The organism is Streptomyces sp. NBC_00057 (assembly GCF_045041165.1).
Classification (GTDB): Bacteria; Actinomycetota; Actinomycetes; order Streptomycetales; family Streptomycetaceae; genus Streptomyces.
In genome coordinates this window covers 904,874-925,560 of record NZ_CP108256.1, presented here as the reverse complement: position 1 = coordinate 925,560, position 20,687 = coordinate 904,874, and the positions used below count along the sequence as shown (strand labels likewise).

Genomic DNA, 20,687 nt, shown 5'->3' with positions numbered 1-20,687 from the left:
GCTATGTCCGCAACGGGTAACCACCTTCGTCGTAAGTCCACTTCGCTGACCCGCGGTCTCATCGTCGCGACCACGAGCGGAGCCGCTCTCGTGCTTCCGCTGGTCGGTGCCGGCTTCGCCTCGGCCGCCCCGGCGCAGTCCGTCACCGCCGAAAAGGCTGCGGCGTCGACCGTCGCCGCCGACAAAGAAAAGACCGCCCAGGAGGCCGCGCCCACCATCTATTCCGTGATCGCGGGCGATACCCTTTCCAAGATCGCGCGGGGGCATTCGCTCAGCGGTGGCTGGCAGAAGCTGTACGAGGACAATCGAGAGATCGTCGGCGACAACCCCGCAGAGATTCGCGCGGGCATGAAGCTGACGATCGGCGCCCAGGCCGAGTCCAAGACTTCTGCCACTGCCACTGCCACTGCCGCACCGGCCGCGACGTACACGAACGATCTGGACGGCTGGATCAAGGAGTCGCTGGCCGTCATGGCCAAGCACAGCATCCCCGGCAGCTACGACGGAATCCACCGCAACGTCCTGCGCGAGTCCTCCGGCAACCCCCTGGCCATCAACAATTGGGACTCGAACGCCGTCAAGGGCACGCCGTCCAAGGGCCTCCTTCAGATCATCGACCCGACGTTCCGTGCCTACCACGTGCCCGGTACGTCGATGGACAGCTACGACCCGGTCGCCAACATCACCGCAGCGTGCAACTACGCCGCCGACAAGTACGGCTCCATCGACAACGTGTTCGGGGCCTACTGACGCACAGCAGCGCCGATGGCGGTTCATTACCGACGGGTGACGAGGGGTCGAACAGGCCCCTCGGAAGGGACCGCACCCGCCGGTCAGGGAACGCCTTTCGGCCGTTCACCCGCGTGGACAGCATGTGCGGAGGCGACCCTAGACGCCGCACCGGCGGGAACCGGGAACGGTCACGTGGCCGGCGAGCCAGGAGAGCAGGGGTTCCAACTCCTTTGCCGCTCGGAGCACGGCGTCGACCAATGCCGGCGTGTGCTGTGCACAGTCCCCGCCGAGGGGACGGGCAGCGGAGACCGAGCGGTACCGGAGCAGGTCGGCACGGGGGTGACCGGCGTCATGGCCGCGTGGCATGCGCTTCATGGTGTCCCCGCTGATCTCGTACCCCTGCGCCCCCAGCGCCTCGATGGCGCGCACCAGCTCGGGACCACTGCCCTGTGCGGCAACGGCCGTACGGAACAACGGGACCTGCCCCGGATCCGGGTAGGTCCAGCTGCCCTTGATCCGGAGCCCGTCGAGGTCGAAGCGGAGACCGATCTCGACGTTGCGCGCGATCCGGATCACCGCCACTTGGTGCTGCCACCACCACGGGTCCTTGCGGAACCCCCAGACGGAGAAGTCTTCATACGCCTGGTTCGCGTCGGCCACATCGTTCAGCAACGCGATCATGGGCTGCCGTACGAGACGCTCCCGGTCCTTTCGGTGCTTCTCGCGAACTTCTTGCGAGGGCATGCCGTCCAACTGCAGAAGCAGCTCGAATGCTTGCTCTGTCCAGCCGCTGAATGCTCTGCTCACGCAAGGGATCCCAGTGATCCGGACCGGAGGGCGCGCGGGCCGGGCCCGAAGTCGAAACCGTGCCCTGCTTGCCTGCTGAGGCTCATCCGCGGTCGTCAGGGCGGTTCAAGCGCCAGATCACGTCTGTGCCGGTGTCTGAGGGGGCTGCGGGTGCCACCTGCTTGCGTCCGGCCTCGAAGAACCCCAGGCGCCGCGGTACAGCGCCGCTGGCGGTGTTCGCCAGATCGTGCGCGATTTCCAGGTACTCCACGTCCGGCAGGGCGAACGCCTCGGCCGCCAGGGCCGCCGCTGCCCGGGTCGCTATGCCTTGTCCGGTGGCGGCAGCGTGCAGCCAGTACCCCATGACCCGGCCCCGTGGTTCGGCGGCGCGATAGATGGAGCAGGAGCCGACGAGTGTGCCGTCCTTGACGATCGCGTAGTTGAACGAGTCACCGCTCTGCCACTTCGGATCGCAGTCGGCGAGGAAGTCGCGGGTGGTTTCCCGGCTGTGGCGGGCGATCCATGGCATCCATGGGCGGAGGTGGTCGAGCGATTCCTCGATCATCAGGAACAGGGAATCGATGTCGCTCGCCGCCCGCCAGCGCCGCAGGGCGAAGTCGTCACAGGCGATGATCTCGTTCGGCCGCTTCATGACGGTCATCATTCCCGGGCGGAGGAGATCACCGCAATCGGATATCGAACGGCTGAGGGAGCCGCCCGGGCGTCCGACCTGTTGACGGACGGTGTCAACGCCGAGTGGGCGCCTGCATCGAGGCCCAGGCAATTGATCGGATCTATTGGTGTGCGAACCCTGGTGCGGCTCGGATGCGCGCAGTAGGGTCCCCTCCCAGCTCAGTGGTCTATGCCACTGCGCCACGATCGTTCCGAAGGGAACGGTGATCGCGGCCGACGGAGGCAAGGTCAACGGCAGCGGCCGGGCATAGACCACACGTACCGCAAAGCTCTGCACAATTGGAGTGGACGTCGATCCGTCCAGACAGCTCGCGTCGATCACCCTGCCGTCCGGCCCTCGGTACATGGGCTCCAAGACCCCGGCACTCCACGTCTTCGCCATCGCCACGGACCGCCACACCGCCTGAACCGGGCTGTCAACCGGTGATCGGGACCGCAACGCCCGGCGCGTGCCCGTCGACGTAGGCCTCACTCCTGGGCACTCTCCGTCGGCTGCTCCGGCTTCTGTGGCGGAGGCCTCGGAACCGTGGCCGCCGCTCCCTCCCGGACGGACTCCACCACCGCCTCGTGAAGGCGCCGGCTGTCGTCCTCCGAGCAGCACGGCACTGGGCTGCCCGACATGGTGAACCAGTCGATCGCACCCGTGTACTGCACAGTGACCTGGGCCGTGTCATCGGCCCAGGTCGTGTGAACGGTCAGGTCTCCGGACAGGACGCCGACCTCGTCCGTGAGCACGCCACCGTGCCCGGAGAACACACCGCGAGTCGTCCATGACGCCCAAGCCATGTCTCCAGGCTGGCATCAAGACCGTGGATGCGCGACCCGCGGCCATCCGCGCATCGCGGCGCTCCGGGACGTCCGCAACCTTCCGGAATCTGGAATGGGTGAAACTTTGCACCGGATCCTGCTGCGGTTCCCGCACCCGCCGATCCCCATGGAATGACGCACTCTTAACGTCAAATCGTCAGATCTGATCGCCGAAACGACGAATTCCGAAGGTGAACACCTCTTGACCTGCGGAACTCGTCAGGATTGCATGTCGCGCTGGGAGCGACGAAACCACTCACCACGTCCTCGTCTGGAGGCGATACCGCTCCTGCGCTCAGACACCGCACCTGTTGATCGGAATCGCACGATGACCGAAACGCTCAGCGCTCCCCAGGCGCTCGCCCCAGCGACCGGCCCCACTCCACAGAAACTCAAGCGTTCCATCGGCGTCGTGGGCGGGACGCTGCTCACGCTCTCCTGCGTGACGCCCGCTTCGACACTTTTCGTGGTCGTACCCGACCTGTTCTCCAGCCTGGGCACGTACGCCGCCCTCACCATCGCCATCGGCTCGCTGCTCTGTATCGCGGTCGCCTTCTGTTACTCGGAGCTGGGCACCCTCATACCGAGCGCGGGAGGTGAGTACGCCATGGTGTCGACCATGGCGGGACGGCTGGCCGGGTGGCTCGTCTCCGTGCTCTCCCTGCTGGTCGTGATGATCGTGCCCCCGGTCATCGCCATGGGGACGGCCGACTATCTCGCTCCCGTCGTGCACATTCCGGCTCCCGTCGCGGGCGCCGGGGTCATGGTCCTCGCCACCCTCGCCGGTCTCCTGGACCTGCGCGCCAACGCGTGGATCACCGGGATCTTCCTCGTCCTCGAAGTGATCGCGGCGGGCGTCGTCGCCGTTCTCGGCTTCGCGCACTCCGAGCGCGGGGCCTCCGCGCTGGTGCACGGGTCGGTCGCCTCGGGCAGCACGACCTCCACGGTCACCGCGATGATGGTGGTCTCCGGGCTCGCGATCGCGCTCTTCATCACTCAGGGCTTCTCCACGGCCGTCTATCTCTCGGAGGAACTGGAGAACCCGCGGTGCAACGTGGCCCGCACCGTGCTCGCCACCCTCGCCATCTCCACCGCGGTCATCCTCGTCCCGGTCATCGCCATCACGCTGGGCGCCCCGGACCTTGCGGCCCTGACCTCGGGCGACCTCAACACCATGGTCGCCGCCTGGTCGAACTCGGCCGTCGGTACGTTCGTCAGCCTCTGCGTGGCCCTCGCGATTATCAACGCGGGCATCGTCATGGTCATCCAGAACTCACGGGTCCTGTTCGCCTCCGCCCGTGACAAGGCGTGGCCCGAGCCGATCAACAACGCCCTGTCCCGACTCGGCCGGTTCGGCTCCCCGTGGGTGGCGACCCTGGTCGTCGGAGTCCCCGGCGCGGCGCTCTGCTTCGTCAACCTCGACACCCTGTACGGCGTCACCGGCGTCTCCGTCACCGGCATGTACCTGCTGGTCGCGGTCGCCGCACTGCTCTGCCGCCGCGGCACGCACCGCGAGGCACCGGCCTGGCGCATGCCCCTGTGGCCGGCGATTCCCGTACTGCTCATCGCCGTGCTCGCGTACATCCTGACCCAGCAGGAGACCGAGTACCTGCTGTGGACCGGCGGGATCACAGCGGTCGCCACGCTCTACTGGGCGCTGTATCTGAGGCCCCGCCGGGAGACCCGCTGGCTGGTCAGCATTCCGGAGGACGCGCAGTCCTGACCGGATGACCGGGACTCGCGACCCGCATCCCGCACTCGGCCCGGTCTGCTGAGCCGTCACCCCGGATAGGCCGGGGCGACGGCGGACGTCATCAGCCGGCGGGCCGCACCGGTGCCGTCGGCCGGGACGGTCCACAGGCCCCAGCCGTAGCGCCCGGGAGGGCGTGGACGAGAGTGGAGTCGTCCGCCCACACCGCTTGGTCGTCGATGTTGCGTTGCTCGGCGGTCGCGGTCTGCGACATGCGGCGCAGATCGAGCCGAGGAGATGTCCGTGATCAGGCTGACGGCGCCGAGAGCAAGGACAATGCCGGGTACCGCGGCCGGCCGCCGCCCCGGACGGGTGTCCGGGGCGGCGGCTTCGTCGCTGCGGGAGTCTGCGAGATACACAGATGTCAGTTCCAGATGCCGGAGATGTCGGACGCCGAGGCCGCGTTGCCGGCGTGCGTCGTCAGGCCGGCCAGGTCCTCCAGGGTGCGGAGCACGTTGTAGTGGTTGTAGGTGGCACCGCTGGAGCTGCCGGGGGTGACGTGCTGACCGTAGAAGACGGTGGGGATGTGGTTCCCCGACAGCTTGTTGTCCTCGTCGAACGTGACGACCAGGAGGCTGTTGTGGGTCTTGGCCCAGTCGGCATAGGCGCCCAGCTTGTTCTTGATCCACGTGTCACCGGTGGAGACCGAGCAGTCGTGCATGTCGCTGCACAGGTTCGGCACGACGAACGAGACCTTCGGCAGAGCGGTGAAGTCGGCCGGGAACTGCGTCATGGTCTTCGCCGTGCTGGTCGGCACATTGGAGAAACCGAACCAGGGGTTGTGCTTCTGGGCGTAGTCACCGCTGCTGCAGACGGTCGAACCCTGGCTGGGCAGCGTCTCGTTGTAGCTCGCCCAGGTCTTTTTGGCGGCGATCAGCTCGGAGGCGAGATTGGGCGCGGACAGGGAACCGACGCCCACGCAACTGTCGTCGGTGCGGCCCTGGTTGGAGCCGGAGAACAGCATGTAGTAGTTCGGCTCGCTGGGGTGGGTCAGCCCGAAGGACTGGGTGAGGTCGGCGCCACCCGCCTTGAGAGTGTTGTTGATGTACGGGGCGCCGGAGCCGCCGATCACCTGGGTGTAGGCGTGGTTCTCCATCATCACGACCACCACATGATCGGGGGCCGGGAGACCGGCGGCCTGTGCGGTGGAACCGGTGGTGGCCCAGAGGCCGATCGAGGCGGCGGTGAGAGCCACGGCCCCGGCCAGCGCGGTGAGGGAGCGTCGGCTGCGCCTGGACGCCTGGGCTGCGGTCATGACTGTCCTCCGGACAGAAGTGACGAGCACACGGGTGCGGGGCGTCGCAACCCCAGGAGCCGCCGGGTGGACTCGGCCGCGTCCCGTGCATGAAGAGCAGGCGAACCTTTCCCCACCATTCTGCCGCGCGGCGGGCGGACCACGCCGCGCCCGCGGCGGCCCGATCACGCTGCCCTCCCAGGGGCCCGATCGCCTGACCGGGAACGGTCTGTCGGCCCGGCGACGAAGCCGGCACATCCATGGACCAGCAAGGTGGGACCAGGACATTGCCACATCGTCGGAGTACGGGAGCCGGAGCGAGATGAGTGTCGAGCGGGTGGGAGTCGTTGTCCACCAGGGCCGTCCCGAGGCCGTTGCCGCGGCGCGCGTCGTACGCGACTGGTGTGCGCGCGAAGTCGTTCCGTGCACGGACATCGACGTGTGGCGCGACGACGCACGCCGGCGTGGCGGACGGGAGGAGGCCCATGTCGCGGGCAATCCCGATCTCGTCGTGACGCTCGGAGGCGACGGCACATTTCTGCGCGGCGCCAGGATCGCGGCCAAGAACCACGCCGCCGTCCTCGGGATCGACCTGGGCCGGGTCGGCTTCCTCACCGAGGTGCCGGCCGAGGACGTCGTCCGGGCGCTCGACGCCGTCCACCGCGGGCGGGCGGACGTCGAGGAGCGCATGACGCTGACGATGAGGACCTCCCGCGTACTTGAAGTGCCCAAGGACATCGACGCCCTGATGGGCTACGGACGACGTCCGATGCTGCCGCCTCCCCATGTCGACCTGGAGGCGGAGGCCGCGGCGGAGGGCTGGGGCGTGGCGCTGGATGTCACGGCCCTCAACGACGTCGTCGTGGAGAAGCTCGCACGCGACCGGCAGGTGAGTCTCGGCGTCTATATCGGCGGCCGGCTCCTCGCCTCGTACTCGGCCGATGCCGTCATCATGGCCACCCCCACCGGGTCGACCGCCTACAGCTTCGCCGCTGGCGGTCCGGTGGTCTCACCACGAATGGACGCCGTCCTCTTCACACCCGTCGCACCGCACATGACCTTCAATCGCACAGTGGTCGTCGCGCCGGACGAACCGGTCGCGGTGCGGGTCCTGCCCAACTCGGGACAGGGCGCGGTCACGATCGACGGCCAGCTGCGCGGCGTACTGGACGCCGGAGACTGGCTCGGGGTGTACGCGGCCCCGCGTCGTCTGCGCGTCATCAGGCTCGGCCCGCACGATTTCTACGGGCGGCTGCGCACCCGCCTTCGCCTCACGGACGCTCCGGCCGCGGCCGCCGAGGGGGAGACCGCGCCCCTGTTCCGTCCCGACGGCCCAATCCCGCACGACCTGGCCCATCTCCATTTCTCCCCGGCGGACAGGGATGAGGCAGCCGGTGGTTGACCGGGCGGGGGAGGGCTGCAGGCTGAACCCGGGCCTTCACCGAAGGCATCGAAGCCGAGCCGGACACCACTTTCGGCAATGTGGTTCAGGTGTCGCGGCTGCGCGGGCTCGGGGACGACCCCTATCCCGCGGTCGCCCGTCTGTGGCGGTCGACGCCGGGCACGTTGCTCGGCAACGGCGTTCTGGTTTACGGGCCGCACTGCCTCCAGGAACGCAACGAGACCTTCGAGGTACCCAGGTACGCGCCCGACTGGGTGCTGGTCGGCGACGACAGCGGGGGCGGCGGACTGTTCATGCGCCGCCACGGCCGCGACCGCACCCGTGTGTACCGTCTCGATCTGGGCGCGATCGACGAGGACGTCGAAGCGGACGGCGACCTGATGACGGACGATCTGCTCGGCTGGCTGAGCGCGGGCCGGGCCTGACGAACCCTGGCCCATGCTTGGGCGCCGGAGCTGGGCGCGGCGGGGTCACACACACCGGGGTCCGTCGTCTCCCGGGAGTCGCCCATCCCGCAGGTGACATCGTGACGTCGGAACGGCACTCATCGAGGAACCGGGCAGGCATACCTCTGATCCGCTACGGAGAGCCATATGCCGGGTGGCGGGCAGCCGTATGGGAACAGGGCCTGCTTTGCTTCGTGGTGCAACCCGGTGGGCTGCCGGAAGCGTCGTGTGCAGGCAGTACGACCACACGAGTAGGAAGGCAGGAGTTCTTGAAATCGAGCAGGGGTGCGTCACGCCGTGCAGTGCTCGCCGGTGGCCTGGGGGCGGCGCTGGCCGCTGTCCCCAGGCCATCGGCCGCGGAGGCCTTCGGCCCGGGGAGCGAGGCGGTGCGGGAGTTGCGCGGCCTCGAACGGGAGCATGCCGCTCGGCTGGGGGTGTTCGGGTGGAACACGGTGACGGGCAGGAGCGTCCTCCACCGGGGGGAAGAGCGCTTCCCCATGTGTTCGACGTTCAAGACGTTAGCCGTCGGGACCGTTCTTAGGGACCTCGACCATGACGGGACGTTCCTTTCGAAAGTCATTCACTACACGAAGCAGGACATCAAGAGGTCGGGAGGCGCGCCGGTGACCGGTCTGCCCGAGAATCTCGCGCAGGGGATGACGGTCGAGGATCTGTGCGGCGCGGCCATCTCGTACAGCGACAACACTGCAGCGAATCTCCTGCTGGAAAGGCTCTGCGGACCGACGACCGTCACTCGCTTCTGCCGGTCCATCGGAGACTCGGTGACCCGGCTCGACCGCTGGGAGCCGGAGCTGAACTCGGCGGAACCAGGGCGTGTGACCGACACCACCAGCCCTCGCGCCATTGGGAAGACCTACGCGCAGCTCGTCCTCGGGGGCGCGCTGGAGGCGCGGGACCGGAAACGATTGACCGGGTGGCTGCTGGCCAACACGACTGGCGGCACACGCCTGCGCGCCGGCCTTCCTGAGGACTGGACCGTCGGCGACAAGACCGGCACCGGCAGCTACGGGACCTCGAACGACGTGGGCATCGTCTGGCCATCCGGTCAGGGGCCGATCGTGATGGCTGTCCTGTCCACCAAGCATGACGTCGATGCCGAGGCGGACAACCCTTTGATCGCCAAGGCCGCTGCCATCCTGGCAGTCGCCCTCGGCTGACGTCCGGCGCGGCTGTACGGTCGGGGCCGTCGGCCGGCAGCTCTGCTCTGTCGGCGCAGTGCAGGGTTCGTGGCCCCTTGCGGGACGCTCCACGTAGCGACAGCGCCAGGGGTGCCCTCCCTGTGGCCGGGGGAGGGCCCTCAACCTGCCTGTCACCGTGAAGGTAGCCTCTCCTGATGCGCATCGGGATCGTTGGCACCGAGAACACTCATGTCGACCACATCATCGGCCACCTCAACGTCCACGAGGCGGGCGGCGACGCCCGCGTCGTGGCTCTCAGCGGTGGGCACAGTCGGCGCAACGACACGCTGGCGTCCACCGGGGGGATAGAAAAGATCGTCGACGAGCCCACCGGCATGCTCGGACTGGTGGACGCCGTCATCGTCGCGGACCGGCACGGCGCGCACCACCGCGACCGGGCGACCCCCTTCCTGACCGAAGGGCTTCCGGTATTCGTCGACAAGCCGCTGGCCTGCACCGTCGAGGATGCCCAGGCCATGATCGACATCGCGCTCGCCCATGACGCGCCGCTCACGTCATCCTCGGCGCTCCGCTGGATTCCCGACACCGACGCGCTGGTGGCCCGGACTGCGCGGGGCGGGCAACCGCACGTGGTTGTCACGTCCGGACCCGCCGATCCCGATGGCGAGTACGGCGGGATCTTCTTCTACGGCATCCACCCGGTGGACGTCGCTCTCCGGCTCGCCCCCGGTGAGATCTCCGACGTACGCACGGTCACCACCGACACCACAGTCACCGCGTCATTCACCGCGGGCGGCACCCGTGTCGTCGTGAACTTCGTCAAGCCGAACAACACGCACCAGATTCCGTTCCACGGAATGGCGCTCACTCAGGACACCGTGGTCGAACAGACTCTCACCCTCGACGCCCACTACTGCGTGCCGGGTCTCGCAGCGTTCCTGGAGATGGCCCGTACGGGCAGGCCACCGATCGGTTATGGGGACTTGCTGCGCCCCATCGAGGTGCTGGAGTCCGTTGCCGCTGCCGTGCGCACGCAGTCGGCCGATCCTCGGTGAGGTGGCGCACCTTGATCCACCTGGGCCTCGGCGGCCGCAGGGACGTCTGACGAGTTCCCTGTGTCCACCGACTGGTGGACGTGTGGTTCAACCGGTACGGGCTGCCGGAGGATTGGTCCTGCGGATCAGCATGTGAGGTGTGAGAAACCTCAATCACCCAGTACGTATAGCTCGTTGGAGCGCCAGGCATCCGTGGCGCTCGATCACCGGTTGGTTCGTCTCTGTCATTCTGTGTCTCGGCGCCGGGACGGCCGTCGGCAGCAACGCGGCCACCACCGAAGACTTCTGGGTGGGGGAGGCGGGCACGCCGAATCGAATGGCCACCGAAGGCGGGCTGCAGCGCCGGCCCACCGAGCACGTGATGATTTCCTCCCGGTCCGGCCCACTGGACGCGGCGGCGGCCGCTTCCGCGGTCCGCGACCTCACAGGCCGGATGGCCGAGTTGCCCGAGGTGGACAGTGTGGCGACCCCGGTCCGTACCGAGGACGGCGCGACTCTGCGCGTCATGGTGGTCCTGAAGTGCCCGGAGTGGACGGCAAGAAGAACGTCGTTCGCTGGTCACCGACCACCCGGGCCTCTGCCTCGGGGGGCCTGCGGCCACTCCCCGGATTCGCGCCACTCATCCAGTCCCCGGGAGGGGTCAACACCGGCACCGCTGACATGCAGTCAAGGACCGGTGGGTTCCCCTGCCGGGCTCCGGCATCAGACGCTCAACCATCAACACGCTGCCGGACATCCGAGACCTCCAACCGAGACGATCTCTGACACGGTCGCCGCCCTGGATCCGGCGTTTATGAGCCACGGCAGACCCGCTTACGTCCCGCGAGTCCGGCCGTCCGATCGCGAGGCCGCCCAGAGGTTCACCGCTGTCCGCGTAGACGGCCTTCACCCTTCCGCTCCCGGTCGAGGTGATCAGCCGGCTGATGGGTCTCGACGCCCCGGCACGGGAACGGCTTCGCCACTGGAGCCAGTACGCCTTCTCCGACGGCTCCCACCCCAAGGAGGAGATGGAGTCGGCGCTGGCGGAGCTCGCCGCTTTCGGAAGCGCGCTGCTGGCCGAGCGGCGAAGCGCTCCGGGCGACGATCTGACCAGCGTGCTCGTCCGGGCGGCCGATGACGAGGGCGGTATCCCGGAGGGGCAACTGGTCGACCTCGTGTGCGGACTGGTGGTGGGCGGACACGACAGCACGATGACGATGCTGGGCAACTCCCTGCTCCACCTGCTCGGCGAACGGCCGGAAAGCTGGCCCCGGCTCGGCGCGGACGAACAGGCCGCCGGTGCGGTGGCCGAGCGGCTGCTGCACCTCGTTCCGCTCGGCGACGACCGGGGGACCGCGCGCCACGCCGCCGCCGACGCGGAGGACGGCGGCGTGACCATCCCGGCGGGCTCGGTGGTTCTCGCCGACTGCGGCATGGCCAACCGTGACCCCGATGTGTTCCCGCCCCGGCAGTTCGCCGACCTGTTCGCCCCCTTGGAGGCCCCCACTCTGTCGTTCGGCGCCGGCCCGCACTACTGCCTGGGCGCCTGGCTGGCCCGGCTCGAACTCCGACTGTCCCTGCACCGGCTCGCCGCCCGCTTCCCCGGCCTCCGGCCGGCGCGGCCCGCAGACGGAGTGGAGTGGCGACGCGGCACCACATCCCGTAGTCCTCAGCGGATCACAGTCACCTGGTAGGAGGACGACATCCACGCCGCCGACCGGGGGAGCCGGCCCACGTACGGCTCGCTGTCGCTGTGCAGGTGTCCTGAGGGTGTGCGCCAGCTCAGCGCAGGTGCACCGGCAGCGATTCGATGCCGTAGACGATCGACAGCTTGCGGAAGGCCAGGTCCTGGGGCGGGACGGCGAGGCGCATTCGGGGAAACCGCCGCGCCAGGGCCGGGTAGGCGGAGCGCAGTTCCATGCGCGCCAGTTCGGCGCCGATGCAGCGGTGGATTCCGTAGCCGAAGGCGAGATGCCCTGAGGTGTTGCGGTGCGGGTCGAAGTGTCCGTTGCCCATGACGTATGACGCGTCGCGGTTGGCACTGCTCAGTGAGCAGAGCACCATGTCGCCCCGGGGAATGACCACCCCCGCTATCTCTATGTCCTCGCGGGCGAACCGTGGGAAGGCGATCTGCACCGCGGAGAGGTAGCGCAGCACCTCCTCGACGAACGGCGCGGCCTGTGCGTCGTCCGTCCGTATTCGCTCGAAGACGTCCTTGTTCTGAAGCAACACGAGGGAGCCGAGGGCAATCGTGCTGGCGGTCGTCTCGAACCCGCCGGTGAGCACGCCGTCGGCGAGGCCCGCGAGTTCCTCGTTGTCGATGCTGTCGCCGTGCTCCTTCACGATCATGCCGAGCAGCCCGTCGCCCGGTTCCTCGCGCTGCATCTTGACCACGTTCCTGAAGTACGCCAGCGACTCCGACATGGCGCCGAAGGGTGCGGTCGTCCCACCGAAGAGGTCGAAGCGGTCCATGGCCAGCTGCTGGAAGTCCTGGCGGTCCTCGTAGGGAATGCCGAGCAGCTCACAGATCGTGAGGGAGGGGATCGGCAGCGCGAACTCCTGCACCAGGTCGACCGGGCCCTGACGGGCTTCCATCGCGTCGAGGCGCTCCTCGACGATGGCATCGATCCTGGGGGTGAGGCGACGCAGTCGGCGCATCGTGAATTCCGGGGTCAGGATGCGGCGCAGCCGCGTGTGCACGGGAGGATCGCTGAACCCGAGCCCGCCGGGGCTCTGCTCCGTTGCGACTCCGGCGTTCGTGGCGAGGTGGGCGAAGTCGGTGCTGAACCCGTCGGCCGATCCGAGGACGGCTTTCGACTCCTCGTAGCCGGTGACCACCCAGGCGTCCATACCGAACGGCAGCGAGACCTTGGACACCGGCGCCTTCGCCCGGAGCCCGGCCAGCTTGTCCACCGGGTCCAGGCCATCCCTGCGCAGCAGCATCAGCAGGTCTTCGGGCAGCAGCCTGATCGTGGAAGAACCGATCCCGTACTTCTGGATCCTGGACAGGTAGGTGCGCCCGAACCGGGCGGTGATACGAGAACGGAACGTCGTCCTCAACGTGCACTCCATTAGTCGTCGCGCGGTCCGCACACACGGTGCGGACATGAGAAGGCTTTGCAATAGGCATGGACACGGACATTGGCCGGCGCCAACACGGTTTGTGCCGAGAGACGTTGTGTCGCAGGGCAGGAGCCGGAAGAGCGCTGGTAGCACACGGTAGCTGAGCGGACGGAGTGGGCAGTCGGCATGTCTTCGAAGCCAGGACAGGCCGACCGCCGCTGCATCTGTTGCGGGGCGTGATCACTGGCCACGCGGCCGGACGCGGGACGGCCGGGCGATCCGTGTGGCGCTCGGGTCCGGGATCCCGGCGAAACAGTGAACGCAGCGGGTCGTGCGTCCGTCGCTGGTTGTCCGCCCGTCGGCCGACTGTTTCGCGAGGCACAGCTTCAGGGGCGACGTCGGGCCTGCCAGGGATTCACGGCACAAGCCAAGAGCGGGCACGCGTCCCGTGGCGAGGGCACGCTGCGTGACGCGACTGGACCGAGCCAGTCCATCTACTCAAAGACGTAGACGTGATCGAGACCGAGCGCCTGTCCCTACACCCTCTTGAGATCTCCGACGTCGATGCCTTCGTCGAGCTCCATGCCGACCGGAGCCAGCCGGTTCGTCGGAGCCTTCTCCCGTCAACAGGCGTCAAAACGGCTCGCTTCGTCGAGAGTCGATGGGCTTGGCGAGGTCATGGACTGCGCGCCGTCAAGGGCTGCATCGCGAGCTCCGGACCGGATCTGCACCACAACGAACTGACCTCCGAGGCGATCCGGCTCACCCGCGCGGTGCACCGGGCGGTGCCGGACGACGGTGAGGTGACCGGGCTGCTCGCATCGATGCTGCTGACCGACGCCCGGCGGCCGGCGCGCATCGACGCCGACGGCGACCTGGTCCCGCTTGCCGAACAGGACCGCGCCCGCTGGGACATCGCAGCAATGGGGGGACTTGCTACACGGACCACGGCAAGGTCATCTGGACGGAACAGACGCTGCCGGCCGCCCCGCCGCCGAGCAGCCCATCGGCTCCGTGACGCGGCCCCGGCGGCCTCCTTCGGACCTGGCACCTGCAGACCTCTGGCCGGCGTGCCGAGGCAGGAGCCGAGGTCTGGGCCCAGGGACGCCTACGTCAAGGTGAGGGCGATCACGGCCCGGTCGTCTTTCCCTCCGGTCGACCACTTGTCCGTGTCGGCCCTGATGAAGGAAACGAGAGTCTCGGGATCCAGAGCCCTGTGGCCGTCACCGAAATGAGCCGTCAGCCGGTCCAACACCGGATAGAAGTCGCCGCCCGCGTTCCGCGCCTCGCTCACCCCGTCCGTGTACAGAAGGATCACCTCCCCTGTCCGCAGCGGGTGAGTAGTGACTTCGGCGCTTCCGAGGCCCAGCTCGCCCAGCCCCAGAGGCAGGCCAGGGGTGCCGTGGGGAGTGAGCAGAAGCGGTGACGGATGCCCGCGATCGACGATCCAGCACCTCTGCGAAGCCTTTCCGGACAATCCGGCGGACCCCGACGCGGACGGTGTGCGGAATCTGGGTGCCTCGCTGCGCCGCGTCCTCGGTTCGAAAGAGCCGGATCATCCGCCGGGTGGAGCCCATTCCCGGAACGGCTCGGTCCGGTGCGGGCAGCGGGCTTCTACGAGGCGGGGGAGGGCGGCACGCTCGTCTGTCCGATCAGGTCCTGCCTGCTCCGGCCGGCCGCCCGCAGATACGCCTCGTTGACGTCGATGATCATCAGGTCGGGGTCCAGCACCAGGTGCGGACCATGAGATGCGCATAGGGTTCCCATATGTCACATGCCAGTGAAGGCGGCGCGGGGCTCGCCAATTTACGAAGCACGTGGCGTCCGCGCCCGCCCTGATCCGCCATCCGCTGCCGGTCGGGGAGGGCGCCGTCAGCCGGGGGTGGCCGAGGGGGCACCTGCGCAGCGCAGTGACATCGCCATCAGCTCGGCGACCAGATGATCGGCCGCGTCGCCGGTGGGAGCGGACAACGGGTCCACCAACACCTCTCCGATCGCGCCTGTCAGCGCGGTGGCCGTGACCTCCGGATCCTGTTGGGGGAACAATCCGGCGGCGACGCCCTCGCGAACCACATCGGTGAACACTGCGCGATAGCGGCGACGGAATTCCGAACGGGCCTCACCCAGCGCGGGCTCGGCCGGGGCTGCGAGCAGGGCGTAGGCCAGTCCAGGGTGTTGCAGGGCGCGGCGGGCGAAGACGCTGACTCCGCACGCGAGTCGTTCCGCCGCGTCGCCGCTGCCGTCCCGGAGCACTTCTCCGAGCACCTCGACCTCGCGTGCCGAGGCGCGCCGGAAGACTTCCACGGCCAGGGCACCCTTCGAGGGGAAGTGCTGGTAGACGGATCCGACCGACATTCCGGCAGCGGCGGCGACCGCGGTGACGGAGGCATTCGCCCAGCCCACGTCGGCGACGACAGCCGTGGCGCACTGGATGAGACGGTCCTTCGCGGCGGCGAGCCGGTCCTGCACTGCGGGGGTTTTGCGGTAGGGCATGAAAGAAGTGGACCATTGTTCAGATCTTCTGTCATTCTCCCTGCGAGGAGACCCTGCGCCGCCCGTGCGCCGACCTTGTAGGTGCCGGACTTCCTGACCGTGAACGCGTAGTCGATCCACTCTCCGCCGCGGATCCAGCACACCGCGACCGCACCGTTGGGGTCGCAGATGTCGACGTCCTCATCGATACGGGCCGCGGATTCCCGGTCGCCCTTGTCGGCGTCGTGGTACGTGACACCCTCGCCGCGCCCCGGACCAAGCCCGGCGGCGGCGCGGACCCGTTCCTCGGGAACGCACTTGTCGCGGGGGCCGACCATCGGGACCAGGCCGGAGGCAACGGCTATGCCGTCCATGTCTTTGCCACCACATCGTTCCAGGTCCCGGAGGACGAGCGGATCAAGAGCGTGACGCTTCCTCGCAACCTTGACCTGCACATCTTCGCCACCGGGCTCGGCTGACACGAGCACGGTGCGTGGTGTGGCGCGGGCCGGAGCAGCCGCCGGGGCTGCCGGTCCGCGCGGTTGTGTCCGCCGGTGGCTCGCGGGGCGGGACGCGGGTCGCGGCGTTACGCTTCGGGGGGCCGCACACCCGGCGAGTTGGCCGAACATTGCGTAGACTCGTTAGGTGACTGAGGCATCTAGTGGGGGAGACCGGTAGGAACCCCTACGTCCTCTTTGCGAGGCCCGCCATGGCAGACACCGAGACCGTCTCCTTTCCGCAGGACCGCACCTGCCCGTACCACCCGCCGGCGGAGTACCGGCCACAGCACGACGGGCAAGAGCCGCTGTCTCCCGCCAGACTCTTCGACGGCCGCCGGGTGTGGCTGGTGACCGGGCATGCCGAGGCGCGTGCGCTGCTGGTCGACCGGCGACTGTCGGCCGACCGGGAGAACCCCGCGTTCCCGGTGTTCACCGAGCGGGTGGCCCGGAGCACCAAACGGCGTATCGAACTGATCGGAGTCGACGACCCCGAGCACAACGCGCAGCGCCGGATGCTGATCCCGAGCTTCTCCGTGAAGCGGACCGCCGCATTGCGGCCGAGCATCCAGGAGACCGTGGACCGGCTGCTGGACGCCATGATCGAGCAGGGCCCGCCCGCCGATCTGGTGAGCGCCTTCGCGCTGCCCGTTCCCTCAATGGTGATCTGTGCGCTTCTCGGCGTTCCGTACGTCGACCACGACTTCTTCGAGTCCCAGTCGCGCAGGTTGCTGCGCGGTCCCGGGGCTGCGGATATCGAGGCCGCGCGGGCGGCGCTCGACGAGTACTTCCGGTCGCTGATCGAGCGCAAGCGGTCCGACCGGGGCGAGGGGTTGCTCGACGAGCTCATCACCCAGCAGCTCGACACCGGGGCCATCAGCCGCGACGAACTGGTCCAGCTGGCCGAGATCCTGCTGGTAGCGGGCCACGAGACGACCGCGAACATGATCTCGCTGGGTACGTTCACTCTCCTTCAGTATCCGGACCAGCTGGACCGGTTGCGCACGTCCGGGGATCTGATGCCCGCCGCGGTCGAGGAGTTGCTGCGATTCCTGTCCATTGCCGACGGCATCTCACGGGTGGCGACGGAGGACATCGAGGTGGGTGGGGTGACCATCCGGGCAGGTGAGGGCGTCGTACTGTCCACTTCGGTGATCAACCGGGACGAAGCCGCGTACCCGTCGCCGGACGATCTGGACCTCGGCCGGCAGTCGCGTCACCATGTCGCCTTCGGCTTCGGGGTCCATCAGTGCCTCGGCCAGAACCTCGCGCGGGCCGAGTTGGAGATCGCACTGCGCACCCTCTTCGACCGGCTGCCGGAGCTGCGGCTGGCGGCACCCGTCGACGAGATCCCGTTCAAGCCCGGCGACACGATCCAGGGCATGCTCGAACTGCCCGTGGCGTGGTGACCGGACCCCTTCTGGAAAGGATGCTGTGGTGATGCGGATCAGTATCGACAGGGATGTGTGCATCGGCGCCGGCCAGTGCGCGCTGACCGCGCCGAAGGTCTTCACACAGGACGACGACGGCTTCAGCGAACTGCTGCCGGGTCACGAGGAGGACGTGGATGACCCGATGGTCAAGGAAGCCGCCCGCGTCTGCCCGGTGCAGGCGATCACGGTGGAGTAAGGGAGCGGCGGAGCAGTCCGGCTACGGCTGCTGCTGAAGCCAGTCCGTGTAGTGCGTGGGGGCAAGGTCGGCGTCCTCCGGCGCGGTCAGGACGTCGCCGGTGACCATGGCGAACATGCCCGCCCGGTCGTCGGTGACTACATGGCGGCCGTCGGGGCGCGCGGCCAGAGTGATCCGGCCGAGCTCGTCGAGAGGGACGACGTCAGGGCCCGCGATGTTCCGGATGCCGTGCAACGGCCTTTCGGAGGCGGCCCTCGCGACAGCCGCGGCGACGTCGGCAGCAGCCATCGGCTGCAAAGGGGTGGAAGGCAGACGGACGGTGTCGCCGTCGGTCGTCCAGGACAGGACCGCTTCGACGAACTCGAAGAACTGCGTGGCGCGCACAATCGAGTACGGCGTCGGTGCGTTCTTGAGGATGGTCTCCTGGGCGACCTTGGCCCGGTAGTAGTCGAGCTGCGGCACTTGGTCCGTGCCGACGATCGAGAGAATCACATGGTGGCGGACACCGGCCGCCTCCGCCGCGGCCCCGAGGTTGTTCATCGACGTTTCGAAGAAGTCGATGGAAGATTCGTCGAATGCCGGGGAGTTCGTCAGGTTGATCACCACATCGGCGCCCGCGAGAACCCGCTCCAGGCCTTCGCCGCTGATCACATCGACTCCGGTGGACAGCGAAGCAGGTACCACATCATGGCCGGCCGCTCTCAGCCGTTCGACCACCTGTGTGCCGATCAGGCCGCGTCCCCCCAGGACTGTGAACTTCATGGCGCACCCTTCGTCGAGTGTTTCAGGGCCCCGCGGCGTCCGGGGCCCAAGCTCCGTCCCGTACGCCCTTCGTCGTAGAAGCCTTCCACACCGCTCGCGGCGCGGCTCGCCCGCGGGTGCGGCGCTGTCCTGCTCGCGCGCGTCGTCGGCCGGGGCGTCCGCCACCGACGGCACCACCTGCGGAGCGGGAATCGAGCGGACCAGCAGACTGACCGCGCACGCCACCGTGGTCACTGTCATCACCAGGTACATGACCCGGTAGTCCAGCACCCCGATCAGCGCCGCGCCCGCTCCCGCTGGGCCTCCGGACTGAGCGCTCCGTAAGCCGGCGTCGTGCATGTGCGGACCGTCTGTTCCACGTGGCACAGTTCGTCCGGGCGGCGGGCCACATCGGCGAGCAGCCTCGGCTACCGCAGTCCCGCTGACTACGAGACCGCACTCGCAGCCCGACCACCACACCAATGCTGTCCGCCAAAGCGGAACAAGCTCACCCCCTGTCCCCTGTGCACGCATTCACCCAAAGCCGTCGCCGGGGGACCGTGCCGTTCCGGCCCGCTGTCCCGTCCGCGCCCGCAGCCCCGGGCGACGTCCGTACATCTGGCGTGGCTGTGTCGCGCGAACGCTCCACCGGGGTAGCGCACAGGCTGGACCCCGTGCTTGCTGGTGGTGAGCTACGTGCGATGTGGGAGTCCCAGGAGTGGAGATGTAATGCGGTCTCGGTCCAAGCTGCCCGAACTGGCCACTGCCGTCGTTGTCGTCATCGCCCTCCTGGTCGGTGGCTGTGCCGGCGAGCGGCCACCGGACCGGGAACCGGCGCAGGCGCAGCCGGCGGCTGTCCCCCTGCAGTCACCGGCGGTTGCGCAGGGCGCCCCGCTGAAGGAGCCGGCGCAGATGGTGAGCCGCAACGGCGTCCTGCGGGTGGAACTCGTCGTGGCGAGGCGAAAGGTGGAGGTGGGTGGCCGCAAGCTGTGGGCTCTCACCTACAACGGCAGTTACATGCCCCCCACGCTGCGGATCCGGCCGGGGGACAAGGTGGACCTGTCGATGAAGAACTCGCTGAACGAGTTCACCAATCTGCATCTTCACGGACTTCATGTGTCGCCGAGCGGCAACTCCGACAACATCTTCGTCCACATTCATCCTGGCCAGACGTTTCACTACGCTTACCGATTCCCGAACACCCTGCGGCCCGGCACCTACTGGTACCACTCACATGCGCACTCGATCTCGGCACCGCAGGTCGCCGGGGGCATGTCGGGCGTCCTGATCGTCGACGGGCTGCAGGAGTACCTGCCGACGAAGTTGCGCCACATCACCGAGCACGTCATCGGGCTCAAGGACTTCCAGGTCCAGGGTGATGCGGTGCGGACCCAGAACCTGCACATCGGCGCGTCCACCAATCGCACCGTCAACGGTCAGCTGAACCCGACCATCCGCATCCGGCCGGGTGAGACCCAGCTGTGGCGGCTGGCCAACATCAGCGCCAACATCTACTACAACGTCCGCCTGCAGGGTCAGCGGTTCCATGTGATCGCCCACGACGGCACCCCCGTCGACCGGATCTGGACGGCCGACTCGCTCCTTCTCGCGGCAGGCGCGCGCTTCGACGTGCTCGTACAAGGCGGTCCGACCGGCCGTACCCAACTGCAGACGCTCGCGTACAACACCGGGCCGGCCGGTAACAAGTTCCCGCAGGCGACCCTGGCGACCCTGGTCTCCGAAGGACCTTCCGCGCCCCCGGAGGCCCTGCCTACCTCGGCCTTCGCGCCGGTTGCGGACCTGAGCCACTCGGCGATCGCCGCCCGGCGCACCCTCGTGTTCTCCGAGAACAAGGACGGCAGCAAGTTCTACATCAACGGCAAGCAGTTCGATCCGAACCGGGTGGACGTGCGGTCCAAGCTGAACACGGTCGAGGAGTGGACCGTGCGCAACGACAGCAACGAGGAACACTCGTTTCACGTGCACGTCAACAAATTCCAGTTGATGAGCATCAACGGCCGACCGCACCACGGCCACGGCTTGCAGGACACGGCGAGCGTGCCCGCCAAGGGGAAGCTCGTCGTCCGGATCCACTTCAGGAACTACACCGGCAAGACCGTGCTTCACTGCCACATCCTCAACCACGAGGACGCGGGCATGATGGCGGTGCTGGAGATCGTCAAGTAACGTGCCGGCGCCCGCAGCGCCCATCGGCGACACCCAGGCGCCCACGGACGACAG

At 68.2% G+C, this 20,687-nt stretch carries 20 protein-coding genes and 4 pseudogenes; 13 read left to right on the top strand and 11 right to left on the bottom strand.

Annotated features, from left to right (window positions below; translation table 11 throughout):
* Window positions 1–3 precede the first annotated feature (3 nt).
* Window positions 4–750 carry a transglycosylase SLT domain-containing protein gene (locus OG953_RS04570; RefSeq protein WP_405682656.1) on the top strand — a complete coding sequence of 249 codons (747 nt, stop codon included), beginning with the start codon at window positions 4–6 and terminating at the stop codon, window positions 748–750.
* A 138-nt stretch (window positions 751–888) separates the two neighbouring features.
* On the opposite strand, the gene OG953_RS04565 is transcribed toward OG953_RS04570, so the two are convergent.
* A complete protein-coding gene (locus OG953_RS04565; RefSeq protein WP_405682655.1) occupies window positions 889–1,539 on the bottom strand; it encodes a DUF2461 family protein in 651 nt (216 codons plus the stop codon).
* Between the two features lie 82 nt (window positions 1,540–1,621).
* On the bottom strand, window positions 1,622–2,170 hold the full coding sequence (locus OG953_RS04560; RefSeq protein WP_405682654.1) for a GNAT family N-acetyltransferase: 549 nt from the start codon (window positions 2,168–2,170) through the stop codon (window positions 1,622–1,624).
* A gap of 325 nt (window positions 2,171–2,495) precedes the next feature.
* Here OG953_RS04560 and OG953_RS04555 point away from each other — a divergent pair, with 325 nt between their 5' ends.
* On the top strand, window positions 2,496–2,618 hold the full coding sequence (locus OG953_RS04555) for a hypothetical protein (RefSeq protein WP_405682653.1): 123 nt from the start codon (window positions 2,496–2,498) through the stop codon (window positions 2,616–2,618).
* 61 nt (window positions 2,619–2,679) lie between these two features.
* On the opposite strand, the gene OG953_RS04550 is transcribed toward OG953_RS04555, so the two are convergent.
* Complete coding sequence (locus tag OG953_RS04550; RefSeq protein ID WP_405682652.1) at window positions 2,680–2,997, bottom strand: hypothetical protein; 318 nt, start codon at window positions 2,995–2,997, stop codon at window positions 2,680–2,682.
* Between the two features lie 349 nt (window positions 2,998–3,346).
* Here OG953_RS04550 and OG953_RS04545 point away from each other — a divergent pair, with 349 nt between their 5' ends.
* Window positions 3,347–4,741 (top strand): APC family permease, encoded by a 1,395-nt coding sequence (locus OG953_RS04545; RefSeq protein WP_405682651.1) that lies wholly within the window; start codon window positions 3,347–3,349, stop codon window positions 4,739–4,741.
* A gap of 56 nt (window positions 4,742–4,797) precedes the next feature.
* Here OG953_RS04545 and OG953_RS04540 read toward each other — a convergent pair.
* From OG953_RS04540 to OG953_RS04530, 3 genes and pseudogenes are all read right to left on the bottom strand, one after another.
* A pseudogene (locus OG953_RS04540) lies at window positions 4,798–4,997 on the bottom strand (TolB-like translocation protein); the annotation flags it as partial.
* A 1-nt stretch (window position 4,998) separates the two neighbouring features.
* Window positions 4,999–5,127, bottom strand: a pseudogene (locus tag OG953_RS04535) (MFS transporter); the annotation flags it as partial.
* A gap of 5 nt (window positions 5,128–5,132) precedes the next feature.
* Window positions 5,133–6,023, bottom strand: coding sequence for an alkaline phosphatase family protein (locus tag OG953_RS04530; RefSeq protein WP_405682649.1), 891 nt, complete (start codon window positions 6,021–6,023; stop codon window positions 5,133–5,135).
* 301 nt (window positions 6,024–6,324) lie between these two features.
* Here OG953_RS04530 and OG953_RS04525 point away from each other — a divergent pair, with 301 nt between their 5' ends.
* The 5 genes and pseudogenes from OG953_RS04525 to OG953_RS04505 form a co-directional block, all read left to right on the top strand.
* Complete coding sequence (locus OG953_RS04525) at window positions 6,325–7,404, top strand: NAD(+)/NADH kinase (RefSeq protein ID WP_405682647.1); 1,080 nt, start codon at window positions 6,325–6,327, stop codon at window positions 7,402–7,404.
* A gap of 80 nt (window positions 7,405–7,484) precedes the next feature.
* Window positions 7,485–7,829 (top strand): hypothetical protein, encoded by a 345-nt coding sequence (locus tag OG953_RS04520; RefSeq protein ID WP_405682646.1) that lies wholly within the window; start codon window positions 7,485–7,487, stop codon window positions 7,827–7,829.
* A gap of 290 nt (window positions 7,830–8,119) precedes the next feature.
* Window positions 8,120–9,028 carry a class A beta-lactamase gene (bla, locus tag OG953_RS04515; protein WP_405682644.1) on the top strand — a complete coding sequence of 303 codons (909 nt, stop codon included), beginning with the start codon at window positions 8,120–8,122 and terminating at the stop codon, window positions 9,026–9,028.
* Between the two features lie 176 nt (window positions 9,029–9,204).
* The gene (locus OG953_RS04510) at window positions 9,205–10,065 is read left to right on the top strand and encodes a Gfo/Idh/MocA family protein (RefSeq protein WP_405682642.1); all 861 of its coding nucleotides are present in this window, start codon (window positions 9,205–9,207) and stop codon (window positions 10,063–10,065) included.
* A gap of 884 nt (window positions 10,066–10,949) precedes the next feature.
* Window positions 10,950–11,738, top strand: a pseudogene (locus OG953_RS04505) (cytochrome P450); the annotation flags it as partial.
* An 88-nt stretch (window positions 11,739–11,826) separates the two neighbouring features.
* On the opposite strand, the gene OG953_RS04500 reads toward OG953_RS04505, so the two are convergent.
* On the bottom strand, window positions 11,827–13,116 hold the full coding sequence (locus OG953_RS04500; RefSeq protein ID WP_405691620.1) for a cytochrome P450: 1,290 nt from the start codon (window positions 13,114–13,116) through the stop codon (window positions 11,827–11,829).
* A 503-nt stretch (window positions 13,117–13,619) separates the two neighbouring features.
* On the opposite strand from OG953_RS04500, the pseudogene OG953_RS04495 reads away from it, so the two are divergent.
* Window positions 13,620–14,018, top strand: a pseudogene (locus OG953_RS04495) (DUF6596 domain-containing protein); the annotation flags it as partial.
* A 197-nt stretch (window positions 14,019–14,215) separates the two neighbouring features.
* Here the strand turns inward: OG953_RS04495 and OG953_RS04490 are convergent.
* From OG953_RS04490 to OG953_RS04480, 3 genes are all read right to left on the bottom strand, one after another.
* Entirely contained in the window at window positions 14,216–14,584 is a 369-nt protein-coding gene (locus tag OG953_RS04490; protein ID WP_405682641.1) for a SpoIIE family protein phosphatase, read from the bottom strand.
* 137 nt (window positions 14,585–14,721) lie between these two features.
* Entirely contained in the window at window positions 14,722–14,838 is a 117-nt protein-coding gene (locus OG953_RS04485; protein WP_405682639.1) for a PAS domain-containing protein, read from the bottom strand.
* Window positions 14,839–14,979: 141 nt separating this feature from the next.
* Window positions 14,980–15,600: a TetR/AcrR family transcriptional regulator gene (locus tag OG953_RS04480; RefSeq protein ID WP_405682638.1), complete on the bottom strand. Its 621-nt coding sequence runs from the start codon at window positions 15,598–15,600 to the stop codon at window positions 14,980–14,982.
* A gap of 224 nt (window positions 15,601–15,824) precedes the next feature.
* Between OG953_RS04480 and OG953_RS04475 the strand changes: the two genes are divergently transcribed.
* The 3 genes from OG953_RS04475 to OG953_RS04465 all read left to right on the top strand — a co-directional run bounded on the left by OG953_RS04475 (window position 15,825) and on the right by OG953_RS04465 (window position 17,705).
* Window positions 15,825–16,058: a hypothetical protein gene (locus OG953_RS04475; protein WP_405682636.1), complete on the top strand. Its 234-nt coding sequence runs from the start codon at window positions 15,825–15,827 to the stop codon at window positions 16,056–16,058.
* A 230-nt stretch (window positions 16,059–16,288) separates the two neighbouring features.
* Window positions 16,289–17,485, top strand: a complete 1,197-nt coding sequence (locus OG953_RS04470) for a cytochrome P450 (RefSeq protein ID WP_405682634.1) — start codon at window positions 16,289–16,291, stop codon at window positions 17,483–17,485.
* 31 nt (window positions 17,486–17,516) lie between these two features.
* On the top strand, window positions 17,517–17,705 hold the full coding sequence (locus OG953_RS04465; RefSeq protein ID WP_093897037.1) for a ferredoxin: 189 nt from the start codon (window positions 17,517–17,519) through the stop codon (window positions 17,703–17,705).
* A gap of 21 nt (window positions 17,706–17,726) precedes the next feature.
* Here the strand turns inward: OG953_RS04465 and OG953_RS04460 are convergent, their stop codons facing one another.
* Window positions 17,727–18,467, bottom strand: a complete 741-nt coding sequence (locus OG953_RS04460; protein WP_405691618.1) for an SDR family oxidoreductase — start codon at window positions 18,465–18,467, stop codon at window positions 17,727–17,729.
* Between the two features lie 708 nt (window positions 18,468–19,175).
* Here OG953_RS04460 and OG953_RS04455 point away from each other — a divergent pair.
* On the top strand, window positions 19,176–20,633 hold the full coding sequence (locus OG953_RS04455; RefSeq protein WP_405682631.1) for a multicopper oxidase family protein: 1,458 nt from the start codon (window positions 19,176–19,178) through the stop codon (window positions 20,631–20,633).
* Window positions 20,634–20,687 lie beyond the last annotated feature (54 nt).